The sequence below is a fragment of the Kiritimatiellia bacterium genome, from assembly GCA_026417735.1.
GTDB lineage: Bacteria > Verrucomicrobiota > Kiritimatiellia > PWTM01 > PWTM01 > CAACVY01.
Genome location: JAOACR010000013.1, coordinates 1 through 21,687, shown reverse-complemented (window position 1 = coordinate 21,687; position 21,687 = coordinate 1). Strand labels below are relative to the sequence as shown.

The following is a 21,687-nucleotide window of genomic DNA, read 5'->3' as shown; positions in this document are numbered from 1 at the left end:
GGCTCATGGTGATGCCGGTGGCATGGGCGAAGAGCGGTCCGCCGCCTCCACCGCGCGCGGCGGCCGGCCGGGGCGCGCCCGCGGCGGGCCTTCGCGGCGGGGCGGTCCCTCCGGCGGGGGCCCGCCGCCCTCCGGCGGCCGCCACACGGCAGGGCCGTTGGTGCTGCCCGCGGGGCTTCGCGCCGTCGCAGGGGGCGCTGCGGTTGACGCGGCCTCGAGTTCGGACGGCGGGATCGGTGGCGCCAGCAGCACGCGTTCTCCCGCCTCCAGCCCGCTGATGATTCGGATCATCCGGTTGTTGTCGAGGCCCACCTCCACGGTGCGAGGCGTTGCGCGGCCACCGGAGAGCACGTACACCGTTGGCCGGCCAGCGACCCGCAGCACGCACTGGATCGGCACGTACACCGCGTCTTCATACTCCTCGATCACGATCTCGACGCGGCAGGTCATGCCGGGCCGAAGGCCCTCGGTGTCCTCGTCAATCCACACGTTGCAGTCGTAGACCTTGATGTCCGGATTCAACCAGCTCTGGCTCGAGTTCGGCAGGATCGCGATGCGGTCCACATGCCCTCGGAATGAGCGCCCCGGCAGCGCGCTAACCGTAATCCGGGCGGGCAGCCCTTCGCGAAGTTTCGAAAGGCTCGACTCTGGCAGCTGCACGACCGCCATCATTTCTTTCGTCGCCGGCAGGTAGATCAGCTCCTGTCGTTCGACGACGTCCACGCCGGGCCGCAGTGGTTCCTGCATCCAGCGGCGTTCGGAAACGGTCGTTGCGTAGACGACCATCCCATCGGACGGGGCGACGATGCGGCATTTGCGGATCAGCTCCAGCGTGCGTTCCAGCTTGTCGCGCTGCCGCTGGTATTCCGACTCCGCGGCGCGCGCCGCTGCGAGCGCCTGGGTGATGTCCGCGGCGGCGCGCAGTTTCGCGCGCGCAAGCGCCATCTCGGCCTTCGTGATTTCGCGCGACAGGCGTTCGATCGTTTGCGAGTAGGTGTAGTTGGTCAGAATGCTGAGCTTGCCTTGCGCCAGTTCGAGGTTCAGCTGCGCGCGTTTCGCGGCGAGCTCGTCCGCCTGAAACTCGGTGCGGGTCAGGTAGCCCTGGTCCATCAGGCGGCGGGACCAGTCGAGTTTGTCTCGCGCGCGCTGCAGTTCCTCCATTGCGATCGAGATGTCGCCCTGCGCTTGCTGGAACTGCATCGCGTATTCCGCCTTCTCGAACTTCTCCTTCTCCAGCCGCGCAAACCGCAGCGCGAGCTCCGCGTCGTCGATCGACGCCTGCGCCGCGTTGCTGACAATGAGCAGATTCTCGCGCGCCTGGATCCACTGCGCCTCCATGTTCTCGACGCGGATCTGTTGCTCCATCCGGTTTTCCTCGAGGCCGCTGGTGTCGAGTTCGACCAACAGATCGCCCTTGCGCACATACTTGCCCTCGTCGACGATGGAGAGGATCGTGCGCCGGCCCTCGACTTCGCTGCGGATCACCACGCGCTCGCGGCTCTGAATGCTGCCGGACTCGTTGATGCTGATGCGGAGGGGACCGCGCTGCGCCACGAAGTAGGGCTCCTCCGCAGCAGGGGCGGTGCCGTCGGTTCCCCGCCGCCACACGATCACGCCCGCGGCGAGTGCGATCGCCGCGGCGGCCAACGGCCAGCCACGCCGCCATCGCCGCCGTCGCACGGATTCATTGTTGCGCGACATGAAGATCCTCCATCCGGCCGTCGTCGCTGACGGTGAGCCGCTCGAGCGCGCGGAAGAAATCCAGCTCCGCGAGCCGGTAGCTCACACGGGCGGCGGTGAGCGCGTTTTGCGCCTGCAGCAGCGCGTCACGCGCCTCGACCAGGTCCCGCATCTCCGCGCGGCCCGCTTCGAGCATCAGCGTGGTGCTCTCGACGCGCCGCCGCGCGAGCGCCAGCGCCTGTTCCTGGATCTGGCAGACGGTGCGGGTCTGGCGCAGCGTCCGGTACACATTGCGGACCTCGCTTTTCACCTCGTCCTCGGCGGCCTCGAGCTTGCGCTCCGCCGCGTCGAGCGCGATGAGGCTTTGGCGGTAAGCGTTGCGCTCGGCGGTTCGTTCCCACGGCAGATCGAGCGCAAGCCCCAGCGCGTAGGTGCCGCGATCGAACCGCAGCTCGGCGTCGCCGCCGGCGCTCGAATCGGCGCTGCGCCGCTCACCCGCGCGCGCGCTCGCGGTGAGGTCCAGCCCCGCCCGCAGCGCATCCTCCGCAACCCGCACCCTGCGGCGGGCGTCCTCGAGCTGCTCGCGCGCCAGCCGCAGATCGAGCCGCCGTTCGAGCGCCTCGCGGATGGCCGCTTCCTCCGTCACCGCGGTGTCGCCGGGCGGCGGCGACGTGAGCGCATCGAGATCGGCGGCGTCCAGTTCGATGCGCGCGTCGGCCGGCAGGCCGAGCTGCACTTTGAACTGGTCGAGCCGTGCGGTGACCGATTCGATCGCGACCGCGAGCCGGTCGCGCGCGCTCAGCTCGGTCTGGCGGGACAGGTTCACCTGGATCTCCGAGATGCGTCCCGCCCGTCCCAGCTCTTCCGCCCGGCGGGTGGCCATCGCGATGCCGGCCAGGTTCTCGCGCTGGTTGCGCACCCGCTGCTCGAGCTCCAGCACCGCGTAGTAGGATCGAACCACGTCCACCGCCAGCGAGCGCTTGAATCGTTCCAGCTTCCAGAGCGCGTACAACAGGTTGCGTTCCGCCTGCGTCAGCGGTTCGGTGACCACCGACCGGCCGGCACCCCGGCCCAACGGAACGGTGAGCGCCAAGTCTGCCAGCACGCCGCGGGTGGCGTCGCGATCGCCGGTGAGCATTCGGGCGACGTCCAGCGCCAGTTTCGCGCTGAGCTTCGCCCCCCTTTCCAGACGCCGCGTCAGCCCGCCCTCCGCGCTGGCACGGATCGCGCGGCGGGGGCTGTCGCCGGAACGATTATCTGCATAATCGGCGCTGACCAGACCCGCCAACGAGTTGCGGAAGGCGTCGCTTTCGAGATCCAACTCGAGCGCGGCCAGAAACACGGCCTCCCGCGCTTCCTGGTATTCGCGGGAGTTCTCCATTGCGATCCGCAGGCAGTCGGCCAGCGTCAGTCGCACCGCGTTCGTCGTCGCGGCGGTTGTCGCCGGGGCGGCGAGCGCCTCGCGAAACGCTGCGGGCAGCGCCTGCATCGCGAGCAGCTGCTGGCGAAAGCGTTCGGAGGGGCGCTCTATGGTGAACGGCGGTGTGCCGGGCGCATCCGCGCGCGCACGCGCGATCCAGCCGGCCGCAGCGCGATCCGCTTCGCGCCGGTGAGTGTCCGGCGACCGGCAAGCGGTCAATATCGCCGCGAGCAGAAGCACCGCGGCGACCGGACCTGTGCGGCGGCTCAAACGGCAGGCATCGTCCATCGCGTTCGGCGCGAGGCGGAAACGCACACCCGGCCGCGCCACCGTCACACCTCCTTGGCCACGCTGTTCGAGATCCGCGGGCGCCGGTCCGGGCTGCGACCACCTTTGCGCAGTGGAGTTGATAGCGGATGCAACCGCGCGATGCAACCACCGGTCCGGCGGTATTGCGCCGCGGGACGTCGCACGCCATAGTGCCCACCGGCACGCTTGGCGGCGGTGATGAGCGCCGAGGCCGGTGGCTGCGGCTCAGCGGCGAACGGCATGCCGGCGCCGTTGCGGGCGGCGGGAGCGGGCCAGCGTGCGACCGCCGGGAGGTCTGCGATGACGCTCGCACAGATCGCACAGATGTTCGCAGTTGACGGACGGCTGGTCACCGTGCATCCCACTGGCACCGGGAACGTAAACGACACATACCAGGCGATTTTTCGCACCACCTTCGACGAACATCGCATCATCATCCAGCGGATCAACCGGCACGTGTTCCGCCGTCCGGAGGTGATCATGGAAAACCTTCGGCGGATCACCGCGCACGTGCACGCGAAACTCGCCCGGGAGGCCGACACCGCGGATCGCATCTGGCAGTTGCCCGCGATCGTGCCCTGCCGGGACGGCCGCGACTGGTACATCTCCGAGGACGGCGAGTTCTGGCGGGCGCTGACGCTGATCGATTCGGCCCGCGCGTACAGCACCGCGCAGACCGCCGAGCACGCGTTCGAGGTCGGCTGCGTGCTCGGCCAGTTTCATCGTTTGCTTTCGGACTTTGACCCTGCGCAGGTGACCCATCCGCTGCCCGGCTTTCACGTCACACCGGCCTATCTGGCCGCCTACGACCGTGTGCGCGAGGAGCCCGGCGCGCAGGCGCTGCTGCGCGGATCGGTGGAGGCCCAGCGCCTGGCCAAGTTCGTCGAGGAACGCCGGTCCTTCGCCGGCTGTTTGCAGGCGGCGCTGGAGGCGGGGCGGCTGCAGACCCGGATGATCCACGGTGATCCGAAGGTGAACAACATCCTGATTGATGACTACACGGCGAAGGGCACCGCGATCATTGATCTCGACACCGTGAGCCCGGGTCTGATCCACTATGATTTTGGCGACGCGCTGCGTTCAATCGGCAATCCGGCCGGCGAGGAGATTGAACGCCTGTCGCTGGTGGACTTCGACCTAGATCTCTGCGAGGGTTTTTGCCGAGGTTACATTCGCTTCGCGGGCGACTTTCTCACGGAGGAGGACCGTTCGCTGCTTTACGAGTCGGTCCGGCTGATCGCGTTTGAGTTGGGGTTGCGCTTTTTCACGGACTACCTGGATGGCAACCGCTACTTCCGCGTGAGGTTTCCGGAACAGAACCTGAACCGGGCGCGCGTGCAGTTTCGGCTGTGTGAGATCATCGAGGCGCGGGAGCGGCCGATCCGCGAGATTTTGCGCCGATGCTGACCGTCCGCGGCGGCGTCAGACCGGTGCGACCACCTCGCCGGCCGGCTGGCGCGGCGGCGGGGCAATCACGACGGTAAACTCGCCGCGCGAGCGGCGGCCCGTCAGACGGCGCCGCACCTCCGGGACGGGACCTTCGATTGTCTCCTCAAACACCTTCGTCAGCTCGCGGCAGAGACACACCCTGCGATCGGGCGCCAGGTTGTCGAGGTCCTCCATCAACCGTTCGATGCGATGGGGGGATTCGTACAGGATCAGCGTCATTCGCATGGCCAGCAGCTCGCCCAGCACGCGCCGGCGCGCCTCGCCGTGGGAGGGAAGGAATCCGCCGAACACGAAGCGATCACCGCTATAGCCGCTGAGCGCCAGCGCGGCGGTCGCCGCGGAGGGGCCCGGCACCACCGCCAGCCGCACGCCGGCGCGACGGGCCGCCGCGACGATCCGCGCGCCGGGATCAGCGAGCCCGGGCATGCCGGAATCGGTGACCAGCGCGACCGGTTCCGTCGCCGCGCGCCGTACGACGCTCTCCGCCCGGGCGGCCTCGGAGAACTTGTGAGCGGAGATCATGGGTGTGCGGATCGCGTACCGCTCAAGCAGCCGGCGAGTGATGCGGGTGTCCTCCGCGACGATCAGCGCGACCTCGCGCAGCGTTTCGATCGCCCTCGATGAGAGATCGGCCAGGTTGCCGATCGGCGTGCCGACGACGTAGAGACCCGGCTCCATGCGTCGCATTCTCTGCCCCGGCCGCTCGCCATACAAGCGCCGGCGACGCGATTTGCGCGGCCGGCGAATGCGTTGTAGCGTGCGTCAGATATGCCCCGAGAAGCCGGTCGGGGCGGTGGGAGGTGTGCGATGAGCCGAGGAACGGGAGCGATGGGGTGGACCCGCCGGGAGTGGCTCGTGGCGGGTGGCGCGATGGTCGCCACTGCGGCGGCGCCCGCGGCAGAGGAAGGAGCGGTGAAGCCGCGGAAGGGAAACCTGCGGCATTCGGTCAGCCGATGGTGCTACAACAAGATTCCGATGGACGAGTTCTGCGCCGCGTGTCGGCGGCTCGGTATTGAATCGATCGAGCTGCTCGGCCCCGCGGACTTCCCCACGCTGCAGCGGCACGGGCTGATCTGCGCGATGGTGAACAGCCACAGCCTAACGAAGGGACTCAATCACGTTGAGCACCATGCGGAGTGCCTTGCGAAACTGCGCGAGGCGATCGAGGCCGCGTCGGCGGCGGGGTATCCGAACGTGATCTGTTTCTCCGGCAATCGAGCCGGCATTGACGACGAGCAGGGGCTGGCCAACTGCGTCACCGCGTTGAAGCAGATCGCGGGGCTCGCGGAGCAGAAGAAGGTCACCGTCTGCATGGAGCTGCTCAACAGTAAGCGCAACCACAAGGACTATCAGTGCGACCGCACCGCGTGGGGGGTGGAGGTCTGTCGACGGGTCGGCTCGCCGAACGTGAAGCTGCTCTACGACATCTACCACATGCAGATCATGGAGGGGGACGTCATCGCGACGATTCGCGAAAACATTGAGTATATCGGCCACGTCCACACTGGTGGAGTGCCGGGGCGGAACGAGATCGACGAGACGCAGGAGCTCAACTACCCCGCGATCATGCGGGCGCTGGTGCAGGCCGGCTACAAGGGGTTCGTCGGACAGGAGTTCATCCCGAAGCGCAATCCGCTGGAGTCGCTCGCGCAGGCAATCGACATCTGCGACGTGTAGCTCTCGCCCGCCTGCGCTGGCAACGGGACGGGACCGCGCGGCGGCGACCCTCTTGATGCGCCGGAGCGGATGGGGTTTACTGTTGACCGGTGTGCAAGCCGGAAGGGAGACACGAGATGATCAGCCGTAAGATGGCGGCGAGTCTGAACGAGCAGATCAACCGCGAGCTGTATTCCTCTTATTTGTACCTCGCGATGGCGGCCTACTGCCAGGCGGAGGGGATGAGCGGAATGGCCAAGTGGCTGATCGCCCAGTCGGACGAGGAGCGGGGCCATGCGATGAAGATCTACCGCTACCTCGAGGAGCAGGGGGCCCGGGTCGCGCTGAAGGCAATTGCGGAGCCTCCTGCGGAATTCGGTTCTGCACGGCAGGTGTTCGAAGAGACCCTGAAACACGAACGAAAGGTGACCGCGGCGATTCACGCGCTGATGGAGCAGGCGGTGCGCGAAAAGGACTTCGCGACCCAGGGGCTGCTGCAGTGGTTTGTGAACGAGCAGGTGGAAGAGGAGAGCATCGCGGCGGAGATCGTCGCGAAGCTGAGGATGGTCGGCCAGGACGCGCGCGGTCTATACTGGATTGATCGCGAACTTGGGCAGCGGGAGAGCTGAGCGGCCGGCGCGGCGTTCGCCGGCGGAGTCGCAGTACGGTGACGAGCAGGGGGTGCGGATGATGACGCGACGGATGACGCGCTGGGTGGCGCTGGGGGTGCTGGCGGCAGGGGTGGCGGCCGCGCAAGAGCTGTTCGTCGCCCCGGCGCGCTACTCGGTGCTGCAGGTGCTGTTTGACGTCCTTCGGTTCCGGCCCGCGGGACTCGTGAGTTACCAGGGTAACGCGCAGACCGAGCGGCCCACCCTCCACGCCTGGACGGGAGAAGAATGGGTGCCGGTGTCGCTGGAACAGTTCCGGGACGGGTCGTTCGCCTCGACGCGGCCGGCGCGGATCGCCTTGCTTGGCGATGCGGAGCTGCTGCCGCCAGTGCTGGCGGAGGCCGCGCAGAAATTGGCTCCGGTGGTGGTGAACTGGACCAATCTGGACAATGCGGCGGTGATCAACGCGGCGGGCCGGTGGCTGAAGTTTCGCCAATCGGAGTGGGCGTGGTTTGCCGGGCGCTATCGGATGCAGCTGGCGGATGAAAACGCGCCCCGGCGGCGGGACAGCTGGTACTACCACCCGCATCCCGAACTGCGGAGGGGGTTGGGGCTGCGGGGCGCCGGGGGCCCGCCGCCGGCTCCGACCGCGCCGGTGACGCTGCGCGCGCCAGAGGGACCGGCGGCGGTGTCGAACCCGCCGGCCACTCCGGCAACGCCGCCGACGGTGGTGGCGCCGAATGCGATGTGGGAGCCGCCCGAGCCGCCCCCTTCTGCGCCGGCGCCGCGCGGCGTGAAGTGAGATGGACGGGCGGGGACGCCGAGCGGGTGGGCATGGGGCGGCGGTCTGCGCGTTCGTGGCGGCCGTCGCAGCGATGTCGGTCTCGGCAGCGGAGAAAAAGGAGGCCCCGACGGAGCGCAAACCCTCCTGGCTGCCGAGCCGCGAGCGCGCACTGTTTGTCTGTGTGGTGCAGGACGAGGTCACCCTCAGCTGGCACTCCGAGCGTGGGCGGCTGTACACGATCCTCTATACGGACAAACCTTCCGGCGATGCGATCTGGTCGCCGCTGCCCGGCTATGTGCGGATGCCAGGGACCGGCCGTACCGAGACGCTGAAGTTCAAAGTGGATCCTCTGAGGCCGCGGCGGTTCAATCTTCGGGTGGAGGAGGCCGCGGCGGTGCCGCGATTGCCGCGCGCGCCGGGGCCGGCTGGAAAGTGATTCTCTCGGGGCGACGCTCAGCTTGTCTCGGTGCCGCCCTCGGAGCGGTGGCGCTGGCGGTGGGAGGGGGCGCGAGCGGTGCAACGCTGGCGCTGGAGTGGACGAACAACTGGCTGACCATTCGCGGCGGTGCGCTGCCGCCGGAGGGGCTGCGCGTGCACTATTTGGAGGCGGTGTGCCGCGCAAACTCCCGCGACGCCGACTGGGTCACGCACACGTTGATTCCGCACCGCACCGAATGGCTGCGGGGGGCGCCCGACCGCACGGAACTTGAATTGATCACCTATGTCGAAGACGGCCTACAGATGCATCACCGAATCGTCGCGCGGGCAGACGAGGTGGAGTTTCAGGTGGAGGCGTCTCACGCCGGCCGGGAGCGATCGGTCGCCCATTGGGCTCAGGTGTGCCCACGGCTGGGGCGATTCACCGGCTTTGACGACCGCGGGCCGGACCCGAACGACTATTTGACGAACTGCTTCCTGGTGCTCGACGGCGAGTTGACGCGCATGCCCACGCGGGAGTGGGCAGTGTCGGCGCGCTATACACCGGGTCAGGTTTGGTGCCCGCGCGGCGTTCCGCCGGAGGATGTGAATCCGCGGCCATTGAACCCGCGCACACCCAGTCTGGGGCTGATCGGCTGTTTCAGTGCGGATGGGCGATGGATGTGGGCGACCGCATGGGAGCCGTACCAGGAACTGTTTCAGGGAGTTGCGCGATGCCTGCACGCGGATTTCCGGCTCGGCGGACTGCGACGGGGTCAGCGCCGCCGGATTCGGGGCAAGATGTACATCGTGCGCGCCGATCCCGCCGCGCTGCTGCGCCGGTATCTGGCGGACTTCCCCGAGCACGCCGAGTCCACGCGATGAAGATCGGTCTCTTTGGCGGCAGCTTCAATCCGGTTCATTTGGGTCATCTGATCATTGCGCGGGACGTGTTGGAGGTCCACGGTCTCGACCGGATGCTGTGGATTCCGTGCCGCGTTCCACCCCACAAGGCAACCGCCGATCTCGCCACTCCGGAGCACCGTGCGGCGATGGTCGAGCTGGCGATCGCGGGCGAGCCGCGGTTTGAGCTATGCCGTCTCGAGCTGGAGCGCGACGGCCCCAGCTACACGGTGGACACCGTTCGCACGTTGCGCGGTCGGCTGCCGCGGGACGAGCTCTTCTTTCTGGTCGGCGCGGACACCGTGCCCGAGATGGCCAGTTGGCGGGACATCGGGGAGCTGATGCGGTTGTGCGAGTTTATCGCGGTCGCGCGGCCGGGAGGGCCGTGCCGGCCCGCGCCGGCGTCGCTGGGGCTGCCGCGGGAGCCAGCCGAACGGATGCTGGCGCGATGGACCGAGGCGCACTGGATCGGCATCTCGTCCAGCGAAATTCGCCGGCGCCTTGCCGCCGGGTTGAGCGTTCGATATCTTGTGCCCGATCCGGTGGAGCGCTATCTCCGGGATCATCGCCTGTATGGAGCCTGACTACGGCGCTCTCGCGCGGCTGGTGCGGTCAGCCGCGGAGGAGAAGAAGGGGCAGGAGCCGGTCATTCTCGACGTTCGGACGCTGTCGAGCGTGACAGACTTCTTCGTGATCGTCACCGCCCGCAGCACGCCACATCTTCGGGCGCTGCGCGACGAGGTCGAGCGAGCGATGAAGGCCACCGGAGGCGTGCGGGCGTGGCGTGTGTCTGGAACGCCGGAAAGCGGCTGGATCGTGCAGGATTATCTCGGCGTGGTCGTGCACTTGATGACGGAGGAAAAGCGGCGCTACTACGCGCTGGAGCTGCTCTGGAACGACGCGCCGCGTCTCGACTGAGCGACCGGACGCGCGGCAACAGGTCCCGGCTGCGGTGGAGCAGGATATGCAACGACGGATTCGACCACCTGACGACGGAGAGCGGATTGGAGTGGCGCCGGACGGCACGCTGCGCGTGCCCGCTCGGCCGATCATCCCGTTCATCGAGGGCGACGGCATCGGTCGGGACATCACCCGGGCTGCGATGCGCGTGTGGAACGCGGCGGTGGACCGGGCCTACCAGGGAAAGAGGTCGGTCGCCTGGATGGAGGTCTACGCCGGCGAGAAGGCGGTCCGGATCTATGGCGAGGGCGTCTGGCTTCCGGACGAGACGCTCGAGGCCTGCCGCGACTACCGCATTTCCATCAAGGGTCCGCTCACCACGCCGGTGGGGGGTGGCATTCGCAGCCTCAACGTCGCGCTCCGGCAGGAGCTCGACCTGTACGTGTGCCTTCGGCCGGTGCGCTGGTTTCCGGGTGTGCCCTCGCCGGTCCGCCGGCCCGAGCTTACCAATATGGTGATTTTTCGCGAGAACTCGGAGGACATTTACGCTGGCATCGAGTGGCCGGCGGAGTCGGAGGGCGCGCGACGGGTGATCGAGTTCCTGCAGCGCGAGATGGGCGTGCGAAAGATCCGGTTTCCCGCGACCTCCGCGATCGGTGTGAAGCCCGTGTCCCGGGAGGGGAGCGAGCGGTTAGTGCGCGCCGCGATCCGCTATGCGATCCGCGAGGGGCGTCCCTCAGTGACGCTCGTGCACAAGGGGAACATCATGAAGTACACGGAGGGCGGGTTCCGCGACTGGGGCTACGCGCTGGCACGTCGCGAGTTCAGCGCGGAGCCGATCGGCGAAGGGCCGTGGCTGCGGCTTCGGGCGGGTGGTCGCGAGGTCGTGATCAAAGACTGCATCGCGGACGCGTTCTTGCAGCAGATCCTGATGCGACCCGCCGAGTACTCCGTGATCGCGACGCTGAACCTCAACGGCGACTACATCTCCGATGCGTTGGCGGCGTGCGTCGGCGGTATCGGCATCGCACCGGGCGCGAACATCAACTACGAAACCGGTCACGCCTGCTTCGAAGCGACACATGGCACCGCTCCGAAGTATGCGGATCAGGACAAAGTGAACCCTGGCTCGCTGATCCTCTCGGGCGAAATGATGTTTCGTCACCTCGGTTGGACCGAGGCAGCGGACTTGATCATCCGGGGCATGGAGGGTGCGATCGCGGCAAAGACGGTCACGTACGACTTTGCACGGCTGATGGAGGGGGCAACCGAGGTCTCTTGCTCCGGCTTCGCGGAAGCGGTGGTGCGGCACATGGGGACTGACGCGGAGGGGCGATGACGCCGCGCCGGCCGGAGCAGAAGATTTTGAGCCGCGAGGCGGCGGTGGCCGAACGCGCCCGGCTGGCGCAGGAGGGCCAGGTGGTCGTGTTTACGAACGGGACGTTTGACCTGCTGCATGCGGGTCACGCGGAGTATCTCGACCGCGCGCGACGGGAGGGCGATGTGCTGATCGTGGGGCTGAACTCCGACGCCTCCGTCCGCCGCTACAAGGGACCCGAGCGGCCGATCGTGCCCGAGGCCGACCGGGCGAGGCTGCTGGCGGCGCTGGAGTGCGTGGACTACGTGGTGGTGTTCGACGAGGACGAGCCGCGCGACCTGATCGCCGCGCTGCGGCCGGACGTGCTGGTGAAGGGGCGCGACTGGGCGCACTACGTCAGCGGTCGCGATATTGTGGAGGCGGCGGGGGGCCGCGTGGTGCTGGTGGATCTGTTGCCGGGTCGATCCTCCACGGCGCTCATCGAGAAAATCCGCCGTGGCGCCCCGGCGGAGCGATCGGGGCGATGATGCGCGTGATCGTCACCGGTGGCGCCGGCTTCATCGGCGCGAACACGATCGAGGCATTGAACCAGCGCGGCGTCACCGACATTTTAGTCGTCGACGATCTGGGTCGTGGGGAGAAGTGGCGGAATCTCGTCGGGCTCGAGTTTGCGGACGTGATGCCGATCGATGATTTCCGCTATGCAATCCGGCATGATGCGGTGAAGACGGTGGATGCAGTGATCCATTTGGGCGCCTGCAGTTCCACCACCGAGACGAACGCGGACTATTTGCTCGACAACAACATGCGGTATTCTCGGGAGCTGTGTGAGTGGTGCGTCGAGAAAGGCGCGCGGTTCGTCTATGCGTCCAGTGCGGCGACCTATGGCGACGGCAGCGCGGGGTACTCGGATGAGCTGGAGCGCCTCGCGGAATTGCGGCCGCTGAACATGTACGGGTTCTCGAAGCATCTGTTCGACCTGTGGGTTCTGCGGCAGGGGCTGTTCGACCGGGTCGCCGGCATCAAGTATTTCAACGTGTACGGTCCGCGAGAAGCGCACAAGGGGGAGATGCGGTCGGTGGTGCACAAGGCCTGGGGGCAGATTCGCGAGCGGGGCGTGCTACGGCTGTTTCGCAGCCACCGGCCGGACTACGCCGACGGCGAGCAGCGGCGCGATTTTGTGTGGGTGCGCGACGCGGTCGAGGTCACGCTGTTTCTCGTGGAGCACGCGGAGCTGGGGGGGCTCTTCAATTGCGGTACCGGCCGGGCGCGCACCTGGAACGACCTGGCGCGCGCGGTGTTCGCGGCGATGGGTCGCGAGCCGGCGATCGAGTATGTGGACATGCCGCCCGAGCTACGGGACACATACCAATATCACACCGAGGCGGACATCCGCCGGCTGCGCGATTCGGGCTACGATGCCCCGTTTGCGGACATCGAGGAGGGCGTGTCGGACTACGTCCGCCGGCTCGAGCGGGGAGAAGTGCGGTAGCCCACGCCGGCCGTCACCCGTGGCGGCTTGACCGGTGCCGGCGCCGCGCGCACCATCCGGCGTTTCATGTAGCCCGTGCAACCTCCGAGGTGGCCATGAGCGAGCAACAGAACGTGACGATGGACGCGCTCGCGTCGCTGTGCAAGCGACGGGGGTTCATTTATCAGACCTCTGAACCGTACGGTGGGCTGAACGGCTTTTGGGACTACGGGCCGCTGGGCTGTGAGCTGAAACGGAACATCCGCGAGGCTTGGTGGCGGGCGATGGTGCACCGTCGCGATGACGTGGTGGGGCTTGATGCGGCGATCATCATGCATCCGCGGGTGTGGGAGGCGTCGGGCCATCTCGAGGGATTCACGGATCCGATGGTGGACTGCCGCGCGTGCCGCCGGCGCTTCCGGGCCGATCAGCTCTGCGAAGAACAGGGCCGGAAACTCGAGAAGGACGCGGCTGGGAGGTTGCATCTGCCGGCGGGTGTGCGGTGTTCCGCCTGCGGCTCCATGGAGCTCACCGAGCCCAGGTCGTTCAATCTGATGTTCCGGACGTTCGTGGGACCGGTGGAGGACGAGTCCGCGGTCGCGTATCTGCGCCCCGAGACCGCGCAGGGCATCTTTGTGAATTTTCCGACGATTCTGAACACCACGCGCGTCAAGGTGCCGTTCGGAATCGCGCAAATCGGTAAAGCGTTCCGGAACGAGATCAACCCGCGCAACTTCACGTTCCGGTCGCGCGAGTTCGAGCAGATGGAGCTGGAGTATTTCGTCAAGCCGGGCACGGATGCGCAATGGCATGAATACTGGGTGAACGAGCGAATCCGTTGGTACGCATCCATCGGGCTGCCGGAGGGGCGGCTGCACCGCTACGTGTATGCGCGCGACGAGCTGGCGCACTACGCGAGCGCCTGCGTGGACATCACCTACGAGTTCCCGTTCGGCACCCAGGAACTGGAGGGCATCGCGGCGCGCGGTGACTATGACCTGCGACGTCACCAGCAGTTCAGCGGGAAGTCGTTCGAATATTTCGATGCGGAGACCAACGAGCGCTACCTGCCCCACGTGGTCGAGCCGTCGGCCGGCGTGGATCGCATCGCGCTGGCGCTGCTGTGCGAGGCGTATCGCGAGGAGTGGGTGCCGACCGCGGGGGTGCAGGGCGGCGTGTTGCCCGCCGTCCCGGACGGCAGGCCCCCGGAGGGCTACGAGCCGCGCATCGTGATGCGGTTCGCACCTTGCATGGCACCGTTCAAAGCGGCGGTGTTCCCGCTGCTGAAAAACAAGCCGCCTCTCGTCGAGCGGGCGCGCCGTCTGTTTGAAGAACTCCGGCGGCGATGGCTCGTGTTCTATGACGAGCAAGGCGCGATCGGACGCCGTTACCGCCGCCAGGACGAGATCGGCACGCCGTTCGGCATCACGGTGGATTTTCAAACCCTCGACGACGACACGGTGACGATCCGTGATCGCGACACGATGGCGCAGACCCGTGTGCCTGCGGCAGAGGTGCCTGCTCGCATTGCGGCCGCGGTGGAGTTCGGCTGATCCGTCGGCGGAATTGTTCGCCGGGCTCTTGCCGCTACAATGCGCCGGGAGCTGCGAGCGGCATGGGCGAGATGATCCAGATCGTATGCCGGCGCTGCCGTACACCGTTCGCGGCGGCCGCGTCGCTGCGGGGGCAGACGATGTACTGCCCAGCCTGCAACAGTGCGGTCCGTATTGAAGAATCGCCGTCGGCGGACGCGCTCCCCGCCTCAGCTCCAGCCGGGGTGCCGCCGGTCGCCGCTTCGTCCGCGAAGGCACCCGAACCGGCAACCGCTGAGCAGGGAACGGGGGAGCCCCGGCTGCGGCTCGCGAGGGACCGCATCGCCTCCGGACGAGGCCGGACGTGCCCGAAGTGCGGCGCGAACATGGGCGACACCGACATTGTGTGCGCGCTGTGCGGTTGGAACACGCGGACGAATCGCTCCATGGCGGATGTCGCGCGGCGGACCGAGGTGGTGCGGGAACTGGTGTCGCTGCTGACGAAAGTGACGCTGGTCGCGGGCCTCGGCTGGCTGGTGTGGGCAGCCGTCCTTCGCGACTGGTGGCGTTCCCGGCCACGCGCGCCGGAGATCGAACCGCCGCCCGGCGATTCGGCAGCCACCTCCACGGCGGCGGCCGCCTCGGCCGAGCGGACGGTGTCCATGCTCGCGGCGCCGACGCCGGAGATGGAGACGGCGGCACGGCAAGAGGTTGTGCGTCGGATGGACGAGCGTTTTCCGCGGATTGCGGACGGCGAGGAGACCATCGTGGCGATGCGCAACGGCCGTATTCTCCGCGGCCGGTTCGAGCGGCGGTCCGACCGCACCGGGTTTACCGTTGCCGCGGCGGACGGAACGGTCGAGTCGCATCCGTTTGCGGAGCTTCAGCCGGCGTCGCGCTTGCGGTGCGACGACGCCTACCGCGCGCGGGAGATCGAGCGCGAAGTGGATCGGAAGCTCGGACGGTAGGCTGGGGGACGCGGCGACCGCGATGAAACTGGTGGTTCAGATTCCCGCCCTCAACGAGGAGCGCACCATTGGGGAGGTGATAGCGAGAATCCCGCGCCGGATGGACGGCGTGGACGCGGTCGAGATCGTCGTCGTGGATGACGGTTCCACAGATCGCACCGCCGAGATCGCGGTGGCGGCGGGCGCGCACGTGATTCGGCACGATGTTCCGCGAGGCGTGGGCGCCGCGTTCCGCGACGGTTTGGAGGCGTCGATCGCGCGGGGGGCGGACGTGATCGTGACGATCGATGCCGACGGCCAGTTCAACCCGGAGGACATCCCGCGGCTGGCGGCGCCGATTCTCCGCGGCGAGGCGGACTTTGCGACCGCGTCGCGCTTTGCGGATCCCGCGCTCGAGCCAGAGATGCCGCGCGTGAAGCGGTGGGGCAACGCGATGATGGCGCGATGGATCAGCCGGCTGACGGGGCGGGTGTTTCATGATGTGTCGTGCGGCTTCCGCGCCTACGGGCCGAACGCGTTTCTTCGGCTCGTGCTGACGGGAGACTTCACCTACACGCATGAAACCTTCCTGGCGCTCGCGTTCGCGGGGTTGCGGATGGTGGAGGTCCCGGTTCGGGTGCGGGGGGTCCGCGAGTTTGGCGCCTCGCGGGTGGCGTCCAACCTCTGGCGCTATGGCTGGCGCACCGCCTCGATCATTTTGCGAACGTATCGGGACTACCGGCCGTTACGGTTTTTTGGTTGGCTGGCGGCGTGGCCCGCCGGTGTGGCGTGCGCGCTGCTGGTCTTTTTGGTGGGCTGGCGACTGTACAGCGGGGGATTTTCTCCGCACAAGTGGGCGGGGTTTGTTGCCGCTGCGCTTGGGGGCGCGGCGCTACTGGTGTTCTTGATCGGTGTGGTCGCCGACATGCTGGACCGGATCCGGGCCGGCCAGGACGAGCTGCTGTACCGACTCCGTCGGCTCGAGCGGGCGCTGCACCGCTCCCGTGAGCAGCATCGCACCCCATGAGGCTGCCAGCCGGGCGGGCGACGCTGTTGGACGATCATCCTGAGGTCCGGCCGGGGGGTGCTCTGGTGCTCTCGTACTGGAACCTCAACCGCGTGGCTTTTGGCGGCGGCCGCCGCATCGAGGCACTGCTGGACCTCCTGGGGTCCCGGGCGGTGCTGGTGCAGCCCGCGCCGGCGCATCCCACGCGTTGCTGCCGCGTGTTCCGACCGGATCTCGGCCGGCGCAAGCTCGGCGTCAACTGGGGGCTGTTCAACTTTTTTCTCCCGCCCGCCGCCGCCACGGTGCGACGGACCATTCGAGAGGTCCAGCCGGCCGTCGTGGTGCTGACCTCGGTCTGGGCGTGGGCGCCGCTGCGGGGATTGGGCCACCGACCGCCGACGGTGCTGGATGCGCACGACGTGCTGGCGGCGGCAATCGCGGAGCGGTTCGGGCCGCGCCATCCCTTTACCCGGCTGGTGGGCGCGTGGGAGGGGGCGGTGGTGCGGGCGGTGGACCACCTCATCGTGTGCTCGGACGCCGATGCGGCAGGTATGTGTGCGCGGTACGGTGTGGCGAAGGACCGCGTCAGCGTGGTGCCGAACGGGACGGACCTGGATCTGGACCAGCGGGCACGCGAGGCACCTCTGGATGCGCATGTGCTGCGGCGGCTGGCGGATGCGGGGCGGGTATTACTGTTTATGGGCAAACTGGACTATCAGCCCAATCGCGAAGCATTGAGGTTTCTGGCGGACGTTGTGCTGCCGGCGCTGGACGCAGCCGCGCCAGGTCGATGGCGGCTTCTGGTGGTGGGGGGACCGGTGCCATCGGGGCGGTGGCCGGCCGCGGTGGTGTTTACGGGGCGGGTGCCGGAAGTGGCGCCCTACCTGGTTCGGGCGGATGTTTGCGTGGCGCCAATTTTCAGCGGCTCGGGCACACGGTTGAAGATTCTGGAGGCGATGGCGGCCGGCCGGCCGGTGGTTGCGACGCCCAAGGCGGCCGAGGGCTTGACCGCGGAGAACGGCCGCCACCTGCTGATCGCCGAGGCGACTGACTTTGCGGCCGCGGTGCTGCGACTGGGAGAAGACGCGGAGCTAGCGGCCCGGATCGGACAAAGTGGCCGAGAGCTCGTCCGCGCGCAGTACTCGTGGGACGCCTCCCGCGCACGATGGCGAAGTGTGCTGCAGCGCTGGATGGAGCTGCCACCGGACCGCATGCCGCTCCCCCGCTGAGGGGTCCGAACAAAGAGCGGGTTTGTGCTTGCGCGGGCCGGAGCGGCCGGATACACATGAAGGCCGACGGGGTCAGCAGAAGGAGCATGCGATGACACGCGGGGACACACGGATTCGGCGCCGGCAATTTTTCCGATGGAGCGCGGCGGTCGCTGGCTGGCCGCTCTTGCTGGCGGGACGCGCGCGGGGTGCGGATGCGGCAGTGGAGCGGATCCAGTTCGGTGCGATCGGGTGTGGTCGGATCGCTCGCGAGGCAGACCTCCCCGGCGCGTTGAAGGCCGGCGCGGTGTGCGTGGCGGTCTGCGACGTGGATTCGAAGCGAGCGGAACTAGGCCGGGCGTTCGTCGAGGAGTGGTGCCGCAAGAACAAGCGTCCCGTGCCGGCCATCCGTGTGTACACGGATTACCGGGAAATGTTGCGGCAGCCGGGGCTGGACGCGGTGACGATCAGTACGCCGGATCATTGGCACGCGAAGCCGACCGTGGACGCGCTGGCGGCGGGCAAGCACGTGTACGTGCAAAAGCCGGCCGGGCGCATTTATCACGAGGGTGTCGCGATGGTGCGTGCCGCCGCGGCGCATCCGGAGTGCGTGGTTCAGTTCGGTACGCAGCAGCGGTCGGACCGGCAGTTCTATCAGGCCGTCCTGCTGGTCCGCAACGGCCGGGTCGGACGTATCCGCGAGATCGAGGTGGGGCTGCCCGTGGACCCTGCCGGCGGAAATCCCGCGCCGATGCCGGTGCCACCCAATCTGAACTATGACATGTGGATGGGGTGGACCGAGGAACGGCCCTACACCGAAGATCGCGTTCATCCCCAGAACGGATTCTCGCGGCCGGGCTGGCTGCGCTGTGAGGAGTACTGTTGCGGTATGATCACCGGCTGGGGGGTGCACCACGTGGACATCGCGCACTGGGGGATGGACACCGAGCGGACCGGCCCGGTCGAGATCACCGCAGAAGCCGAGTTTCCGACGCAGGGCCTCTGGACCGTGCACGGGCCGTACCGCTGCGAGCTCAAGTACGCGAACGGGGTGACGGTGCGCATCTGCGACAAGTACCCCAATGGCATCCGCTTCATTGGCGAGGAGGGTTGGATCTTCGTCAGCCGCGGCGCGCAGAAAGCGACCGCGAGCGACCCGACGAGCGGCACCCGTCCGCTCAAAGCGCTCGACGCCAGCGACCCAAAACTGTTGGAGCCCCTCGCCTCCCCGACGGTTGAGATCGAGCGCAGCTCGAACCACTATGTGAACTGGCTCGAGGCGATCCGGCAGCGGCGCCGGCCGATCTGTCCGATGGACATCGGCCATCGTTCCACCGCCGCTTGCAATCTCGCACACATCGCGATGAAGCTGAACAGAACGCTGCGCTTCGACCCGACCGAGGAACGCTTTGTGAACGACGAAGAGGCCAACCGGATGTTGCGGCTGCCGATGCGCCGCCCGTACGAGGTGTGAATCGAGCGGTGTGGCCGCGCAAACTGAAAGGACGATTCCGATGCGCACGATTCCTGGTCTGTGGAGGCTGGCCGTCGGCACGGTCGGCGCGGCGTCGGTGAGCCTGTTGGCCGGCTGCGGGCTGATCGGCGACGGCTCCGTTCTTGGTGGATCGCCGGATCGCGACACGTTCCGCCTTCTGACGCTCGATCCGGGACACTTCCACGCCGCGCTGGTGCAGAAAACGATGCTGCCCGGAGTGTCGCCGGTGGTCCACGTATATGGTCCGCCAGGAGAGGAGATCGAGGCGCATCTGGCGCGAATCGAGTCGTTCAATCGCCGGTCGGAGAACCCCACCGCGTGGCAGACCGTGGTCTATCGCGGCGAGGACTACCTCGAGCGCATGATCCGCGACCGGAAGGGCAATGTGGTCGTCATCTCGGGTAACAACCGGCGGAAAATCGAGTATTTGGAACGCTGCGTGAAGGCGGGGTTGAACGTGCTGGCGGACAAACCGCTGGTGATCGATGCCGCGGGTTTCGAGCGGCTGCGGACCGTGTTTCAGACGGCGGAGCGCCGCGGCGTGCTGCTCTACGACATCATGACCGAGCGCTACGAGATCACGACGATCCTGCAGCGCGAGTTCTCGCTGATTCCGTCGGTGTTCGGTCGGATCGTGCCGGGGACGCCGGAGCAGCCCGCGGTCACGAAAGAGAGCGTACACCACTTTTCGAAGGTTGTGGCGGGGGCGCCGCTTGTTCGGCCGGCGTGGTTCTTCGACGTGACGCAGCAGGGTGAGGGGCTGGTGGATGTGACCACGCACCTGGTTGACCTGATTCAGTGGGAGTGCTTCCCCGAGGTGGCGCTCGACTGGCGGAAGGATATAGAAGTGCTTTCCGCACGGCGCTGGCCGACGGTGCTGACGCCGGAACAGTTCCAGAAGGTGACGCGGAAAGACCCCTGGCCGGAGTATCTGCGCAAGGACGTTCGGGACGGCAAGTTGTATGTGTACAGCAACGGCGAGATGATCTACCGGCTGCGAGGCATTGTGGCGAAGGTTTCCGTGATTTGGAACTTTGAAGCGCCGCCCGGTGCAGGTGATACGCACTATTCGATTCTGCGGGGCACCCGGGTCAACCTCGTCATCCGGCAGGGCGCGGAGCAAAACTGGAAGCCGGCGCTGTACATTGAGCCGGTGGAGGGCGTTTCGGCCGCGGACGTGGAGAGTGCGCTGGGGGCGGCGATGCCGCAGCTCCAGGCTCGTTACCCGGGGATCTCGCTCAAACGGGTGCCGGCGGGCTGGGAGGTGATCATCCCCGACTCCTACAAGGTCGGTCACGAGGCGCACTTTGCTCAGGTGGCGGAGAAGTACTTCCGGTTTCTGCGAGAGGGTCGCATGCCGGCGTGGGAGGTGCCCAACATGATCGCGAAATACTACACCACCACGCGTGCGCTCGAGCTTGCCCGCTCCGCGAAGTGAAGGGGTCCGCCCCTCGGTGCCCCTGCCGGCCCTGGCGGCGCTGGCGGGAGGGAAAACCGACCGCATGAACATCCCATTTGTCAAGATGCATGGTGCGGCGAACGACTTCATCCTAGTGGATGACCGCGCGGAAACGTTTCCGGCGTCGGACCGGGCGTGGATCGCTGCGCTGTGTGATCGCCGACGCGGCGTCGGTGCGGAAGGGGTGATTCTCATCCGGCGGTCGGCGACGGCGCATCTGCGAATGCGCTTTTTCAATCCGGACGGTGGCGAGGTGGAGATGTGCGGCAACGGGGCGCGCTGCCTCGCTCGGCTCGCATTCGAGCTGGGCATTGCGCCGTCGGAGATGCGCATTGAAACTCTGGCGGGCGAACTGCATGCGGAGGTTCTCGAGGGCGGTGAACAGGTGCGTCTTCACATGACGAGGCCCTCCGGCTGGGCCCTCCGGCAGCACATTGCGGTACGGGATCGCTGGTTCGAGTATCACTTTGTGAACACCGGTGTGCCGCACGTGGTGATCGAAGTGGAGGACCTCGATCGAGCGGATGTCGCCGCGCTCGGCCGCGCGATCCGTTACCACGAGCGTTTTCAGCCGGCGGGAACGAACGTGAACTTTGTCGCGCCCACCGGGCCGACCTCACTCCGGCTGCGGACGTACGAGCGCGGCGTTGAGGCAGAAACGCTCGCCTGCGGCACCGGCATCGTCGCTGCCGCGCTGTGTCTGGCGAGGACCGGCCGCGTCACACTGCCGGCGACCGTTGTGCCGGCCAGTGGCGATTCGCTGACCGTGGACGCGACGTGGTGTGCGGACGGCTCTGCGGAGAACGTCACGCTTACGGGGCCCGCGGTGCGGGTGTTCGAGGGGGTCGTCCGGTACGCCGGTGGTGCGCAGCCGCCTCTATCGCGGTGACGGCGGCGGCTCCCCGGTTCCGACGCCCGCAGGCCTCGGAGCGGCGTGAATCCGTTGAAAAGCGGCACGAACTCTCCCGATCGTGTCAGCAAGCCGCTCGAACTGCAGCTCGTACTGCTCGAGCCGGTCGGTCGCGGGGCGGTCCGGCACATCGGGTATCATCGCAATCTGTTCGCGCACGAATGCCTGCCGTTCCTGCAGACGGCGCAGAATCTCCTCCTCGGTCGCCCAATCGG

The 21,687-nt window shown here is 67.5% G+C and carries 21 protein-coding genes and 1 pseudogene; 18 read left to right on the top strand and 4 right to left on the bottom strand.

Translation table 11 applies throughout. The features are described 5' to 3' along the window. Window positions 1-3: 3 nt before the first annotated feature. Together N2652_07160 and N2652_07155 are read right to left on the bottom strand one after the other, a co-directional pair. Complete coding sequence (locus tag N2652_07160; GenBank protein ID MCX7818966.1) at window positions 4-1,701, bottom strand: efflux RND transporter periplasmic adaptor subunit; 1,698 nt, start codon at window positions 1,699-1,701, stop codon at window positions 4-6. After that, window positions 1,685-3,430 (bottom strand): TolC family protein, encoded by a 1,746-nt coding sequence (locus N2652_07155; protein ID MCX7818965.1) that lies wholly within the window; start codon window positions 3,428-3,430, stop codon window positions 1,685-1,687. Before N2652_07155 ends, N2652_07160 begins: the two co-directional genes overlap by 17 nt. 177 nt (window positions 3,431-3,607) lie before the next feature. Here N2652_07155 and N2652_07150 point away from each other — a divergent pair, with 177 nt between their 5' ends. Next, window positions 3,608-4,816 (top strand): aminoglycoside phosphotransferase family protein, encoded by a 1,209-nt coding sequence (locus N2652_07150; GenBank protein MCX7818964.1) that lies wholly within the window; start codon window positions 3,608-3,610, stop codon window positions 4,814-4,816. A gap of 15 nt (window positions 4,817-4,831) precedes the next feature. Here N2652_07150 and rsmI read toward each other — a convergent pair whose 3' ends face one another. Continuing rightward, the gene (rsmI, locus tag N2652_07145) at window positions 4,832-5,536 is read right to left on the bottom strand and encodes a 16S rRNA (cytidine(1402)-2'-O)-methyltransferase (protein MCX7818963.1); all 705 of its coding nucleotides are present in this window, start codon (window positions 5,534-5,536) and stop codon (window positions 4,832-4,834) included. 129 nt (window positions 5,537-5,665) lie between these two features. On the opposite strand from rsmI, the gene N2652_07140 reads away from it, so the two are divergent. The 17 genes and pseudogenes from N2652_07140 (at window position 5,666) to dapF (ending at window position 21,451) form a co-directional block, all read left to right on the top strand. Beyond that, a complete protein-coding gene (locus tag N2652_07140; GenBank protein MCX7818962.1) occupies window positions 5,666-6,535 on the top strand; it encodes a TIM barrel protein in 870 nt (289 codons plus the stop codon). Between the two features lie 116 nt (window positions 6,536-6,651). After that, window positions 6,652-7,143, top strand: coding sequence for a ferritin (locus tag N2652_07135; GenBank protein MCX7818961.1), 492 nt, complete (start codon window positions 6,652-6,654; stop codon window positions 7,141-7,143). Beyond that, window positions 7,112-7,924, top strand: a complete 813-nt coding sequence (locus N2652_07130) for a hypothetical protein (protein ID MCX7818960.1) — start codon at window positions 7,112-7,114, stop codon at window positions 7,922-7,924. Before N2652_07135 ends, N2652_07130 begins: the two co-directional genes overlap by 32 nt. 1 nt (window position 7,925) lies before the next feature. Then, window positions 7,926-8,342: a hypothetical protein gene (locus N2652_07125; protein ID MCX7818959.1), complete on the top strand. Its 417-nt coding sequence runs from the start codon at window positions 7,926-7,928 to the stop codon at window positions 8,340-8,342. Between the two features lie 47 nt (window positions 8,343-8,389). After that, entirely contained in the window at window positions 8,390-9,208 is an 819-nt protein-coding gene (locus N2652_07120; GenBank protein MCX7818958.1) for a hypothetical protein, read from the top strand. Continuing rightward, a complete protein-coding gene (nadD, locus tag N2652_07115; GenBank protein ID MCX7818957.1) occupies window positions 9,205-9,810 on the top strand; it encodes a nicotinate-nucleotide adenylyltransferase in 606 nt (201 codons plus the stop codon). Before N2652_07120 ends, nadD begins: the two co-directional genes overlap by 4 nt. After that, on the top strand, window positions 9,800-10,144 hold the full coding sequence (gene rsfS, locus N2652_07110) for a ribosome silencing factor (GenBank protein ID MCX7818956.1): 345 nt from the start codon (window positions 9,800-9,802) through the stop codon (window positions 10,142-10,144). Before nadD ends, rsfS begins: the two co-directional genes overlap by 11 nt. A gap of 46 nt (window positions 10,145-10,190) precedes the next feature. After that, a complete protein-coding gene (icd, locus tag N2652_07105) occupies window positions 10,191-11,465 on the top strand; it encodes an NADP-dependent isocitrate dehydrogenase (protein ID MCX7818955.1) in 1,275 nt (424 codons plus the stop codon). 47 nt (window positions 11,466-11,512) lie between these two features. Next, a pseudogene (gene rfaE2, locus N2652_07100) lies at window positions 11,513-11,971 on the top strand (D-glycero-beta-D-manno-heptose 1-phosphate adenylyltransferase). Next, window positions 11,968-12,936 carry an ADP-glyceromanno-heptose 6-epimerase gene (gene rfaD, locus N2652_07095; GenBank protein MCX7818954.1) on the top strand — a complete coding sequence of 323 codons (969 nt, stop codon included), beginning with the start codon at window positions 11,968-11,970 and terminating at the stop codon, window positions 12,934-12,936. Before rfaE2 ends, rfaD begins: the two are co-directional and overlap by 4 nt. Before the next feature lie 95 nt (window positions 12,937-13,031). Continuing rightward, the gene (locus N2652_07090; GenBank protein ID MCX7818953.1) at window positions 13,032-14,468 is read left to right on the top strand and encodes a glycine--tRNA ligase; all 1,437 of its coding nucleotides are present in this window, start codon (window positions 13,032-13,034) and stop codon (window positions 14,466-14,468) included. 62 nt (window positions 14,469-14,530) lie between these two features. Further along, the gene (locus tag N2652_07085; protein MCX7818952.1) at window positions 14,531-15,415 is read left to right on the top strand and encodes a hypothetical protein; all 885 of its coding nucleotides are present in this window, start codon (window positions 14,531-14,533) and stop codon (window positions 15,413-15,415) included. Window positions 15,416-15,437: 22 nt separating this feature from the next. Then, the gene (locus N2652_07080; protein MCX7818951.1) at window positions 15,438-16,421 is read left to right on the top strand and encodes a glycosyltransferase family 2 protein; all 984 of its coding nucleotides are present in this window, start codon (window positions 15,438-15,440) and stop codon (window positions 16,419-16,421) included. After that, window positions 16,418-17,629, top strand: a complete 1,212-nt coding sequence (locus N2652_07075) for a glycosyltransferase family 4 protein (GenBank protein MCX7818950.1) — start codon at window positions 16,418-16,420, stop codon at window positions 17,627-17,629. The genes N2652_07080 and N2652_07075 overlap by 4 nt, the downstream gene beginning before the upstream one ends. Before the next feature lie 91 nt (window positions 17,630-17,720). Next, window positions 17,721-19,082: a Gfo/Idh/MocA family oxidoreductase gene (locus N2652_07070; GenBank protein ID MCX7818949.1), complete on the top strand. Its 1,362-nt coding sequence runs from the start codon at window positions 17,721-17,723 to the stop codon at window positions 19,080-19,082. 40 nt (window positions 19,083-19,122) lie between these two features. Beyond that, complete coding sequence (locus N2652_07065; GenBank protein ID MCX7818948.1) at window positions 19,123-20,541, top strand: oxidoreductase; 1,419 nt, start codon at window positions 19,123-19,125, stop codon at window positions 20,539-20,541. Window positions 20,542-20,605: 64 nt separating this feature from the next. Then, complete coding sequence (dapF, locus tag N2652_07060; protein ID MCX7818947.1) at window positions 20,606-21,451, top strand: diaminopimelate epimerase; 846 nt, start codon at window positions 20,606-20,608, stop codon at window positions 21,449-21,451. On the opposite strand, the gene N2652_07055 is transcribed toward dapF, so the two are convergent. Further along, on the bottom strand, window positions 21,440-21,687 hold a 248-nt coding region (locus N2652_07055), incomplete at its 5' end, for a hypothetical protein (GenBank protein ID MCX7818946.1). The genes dapF and N2652_07055 overlap by 12 nt on opposite strands.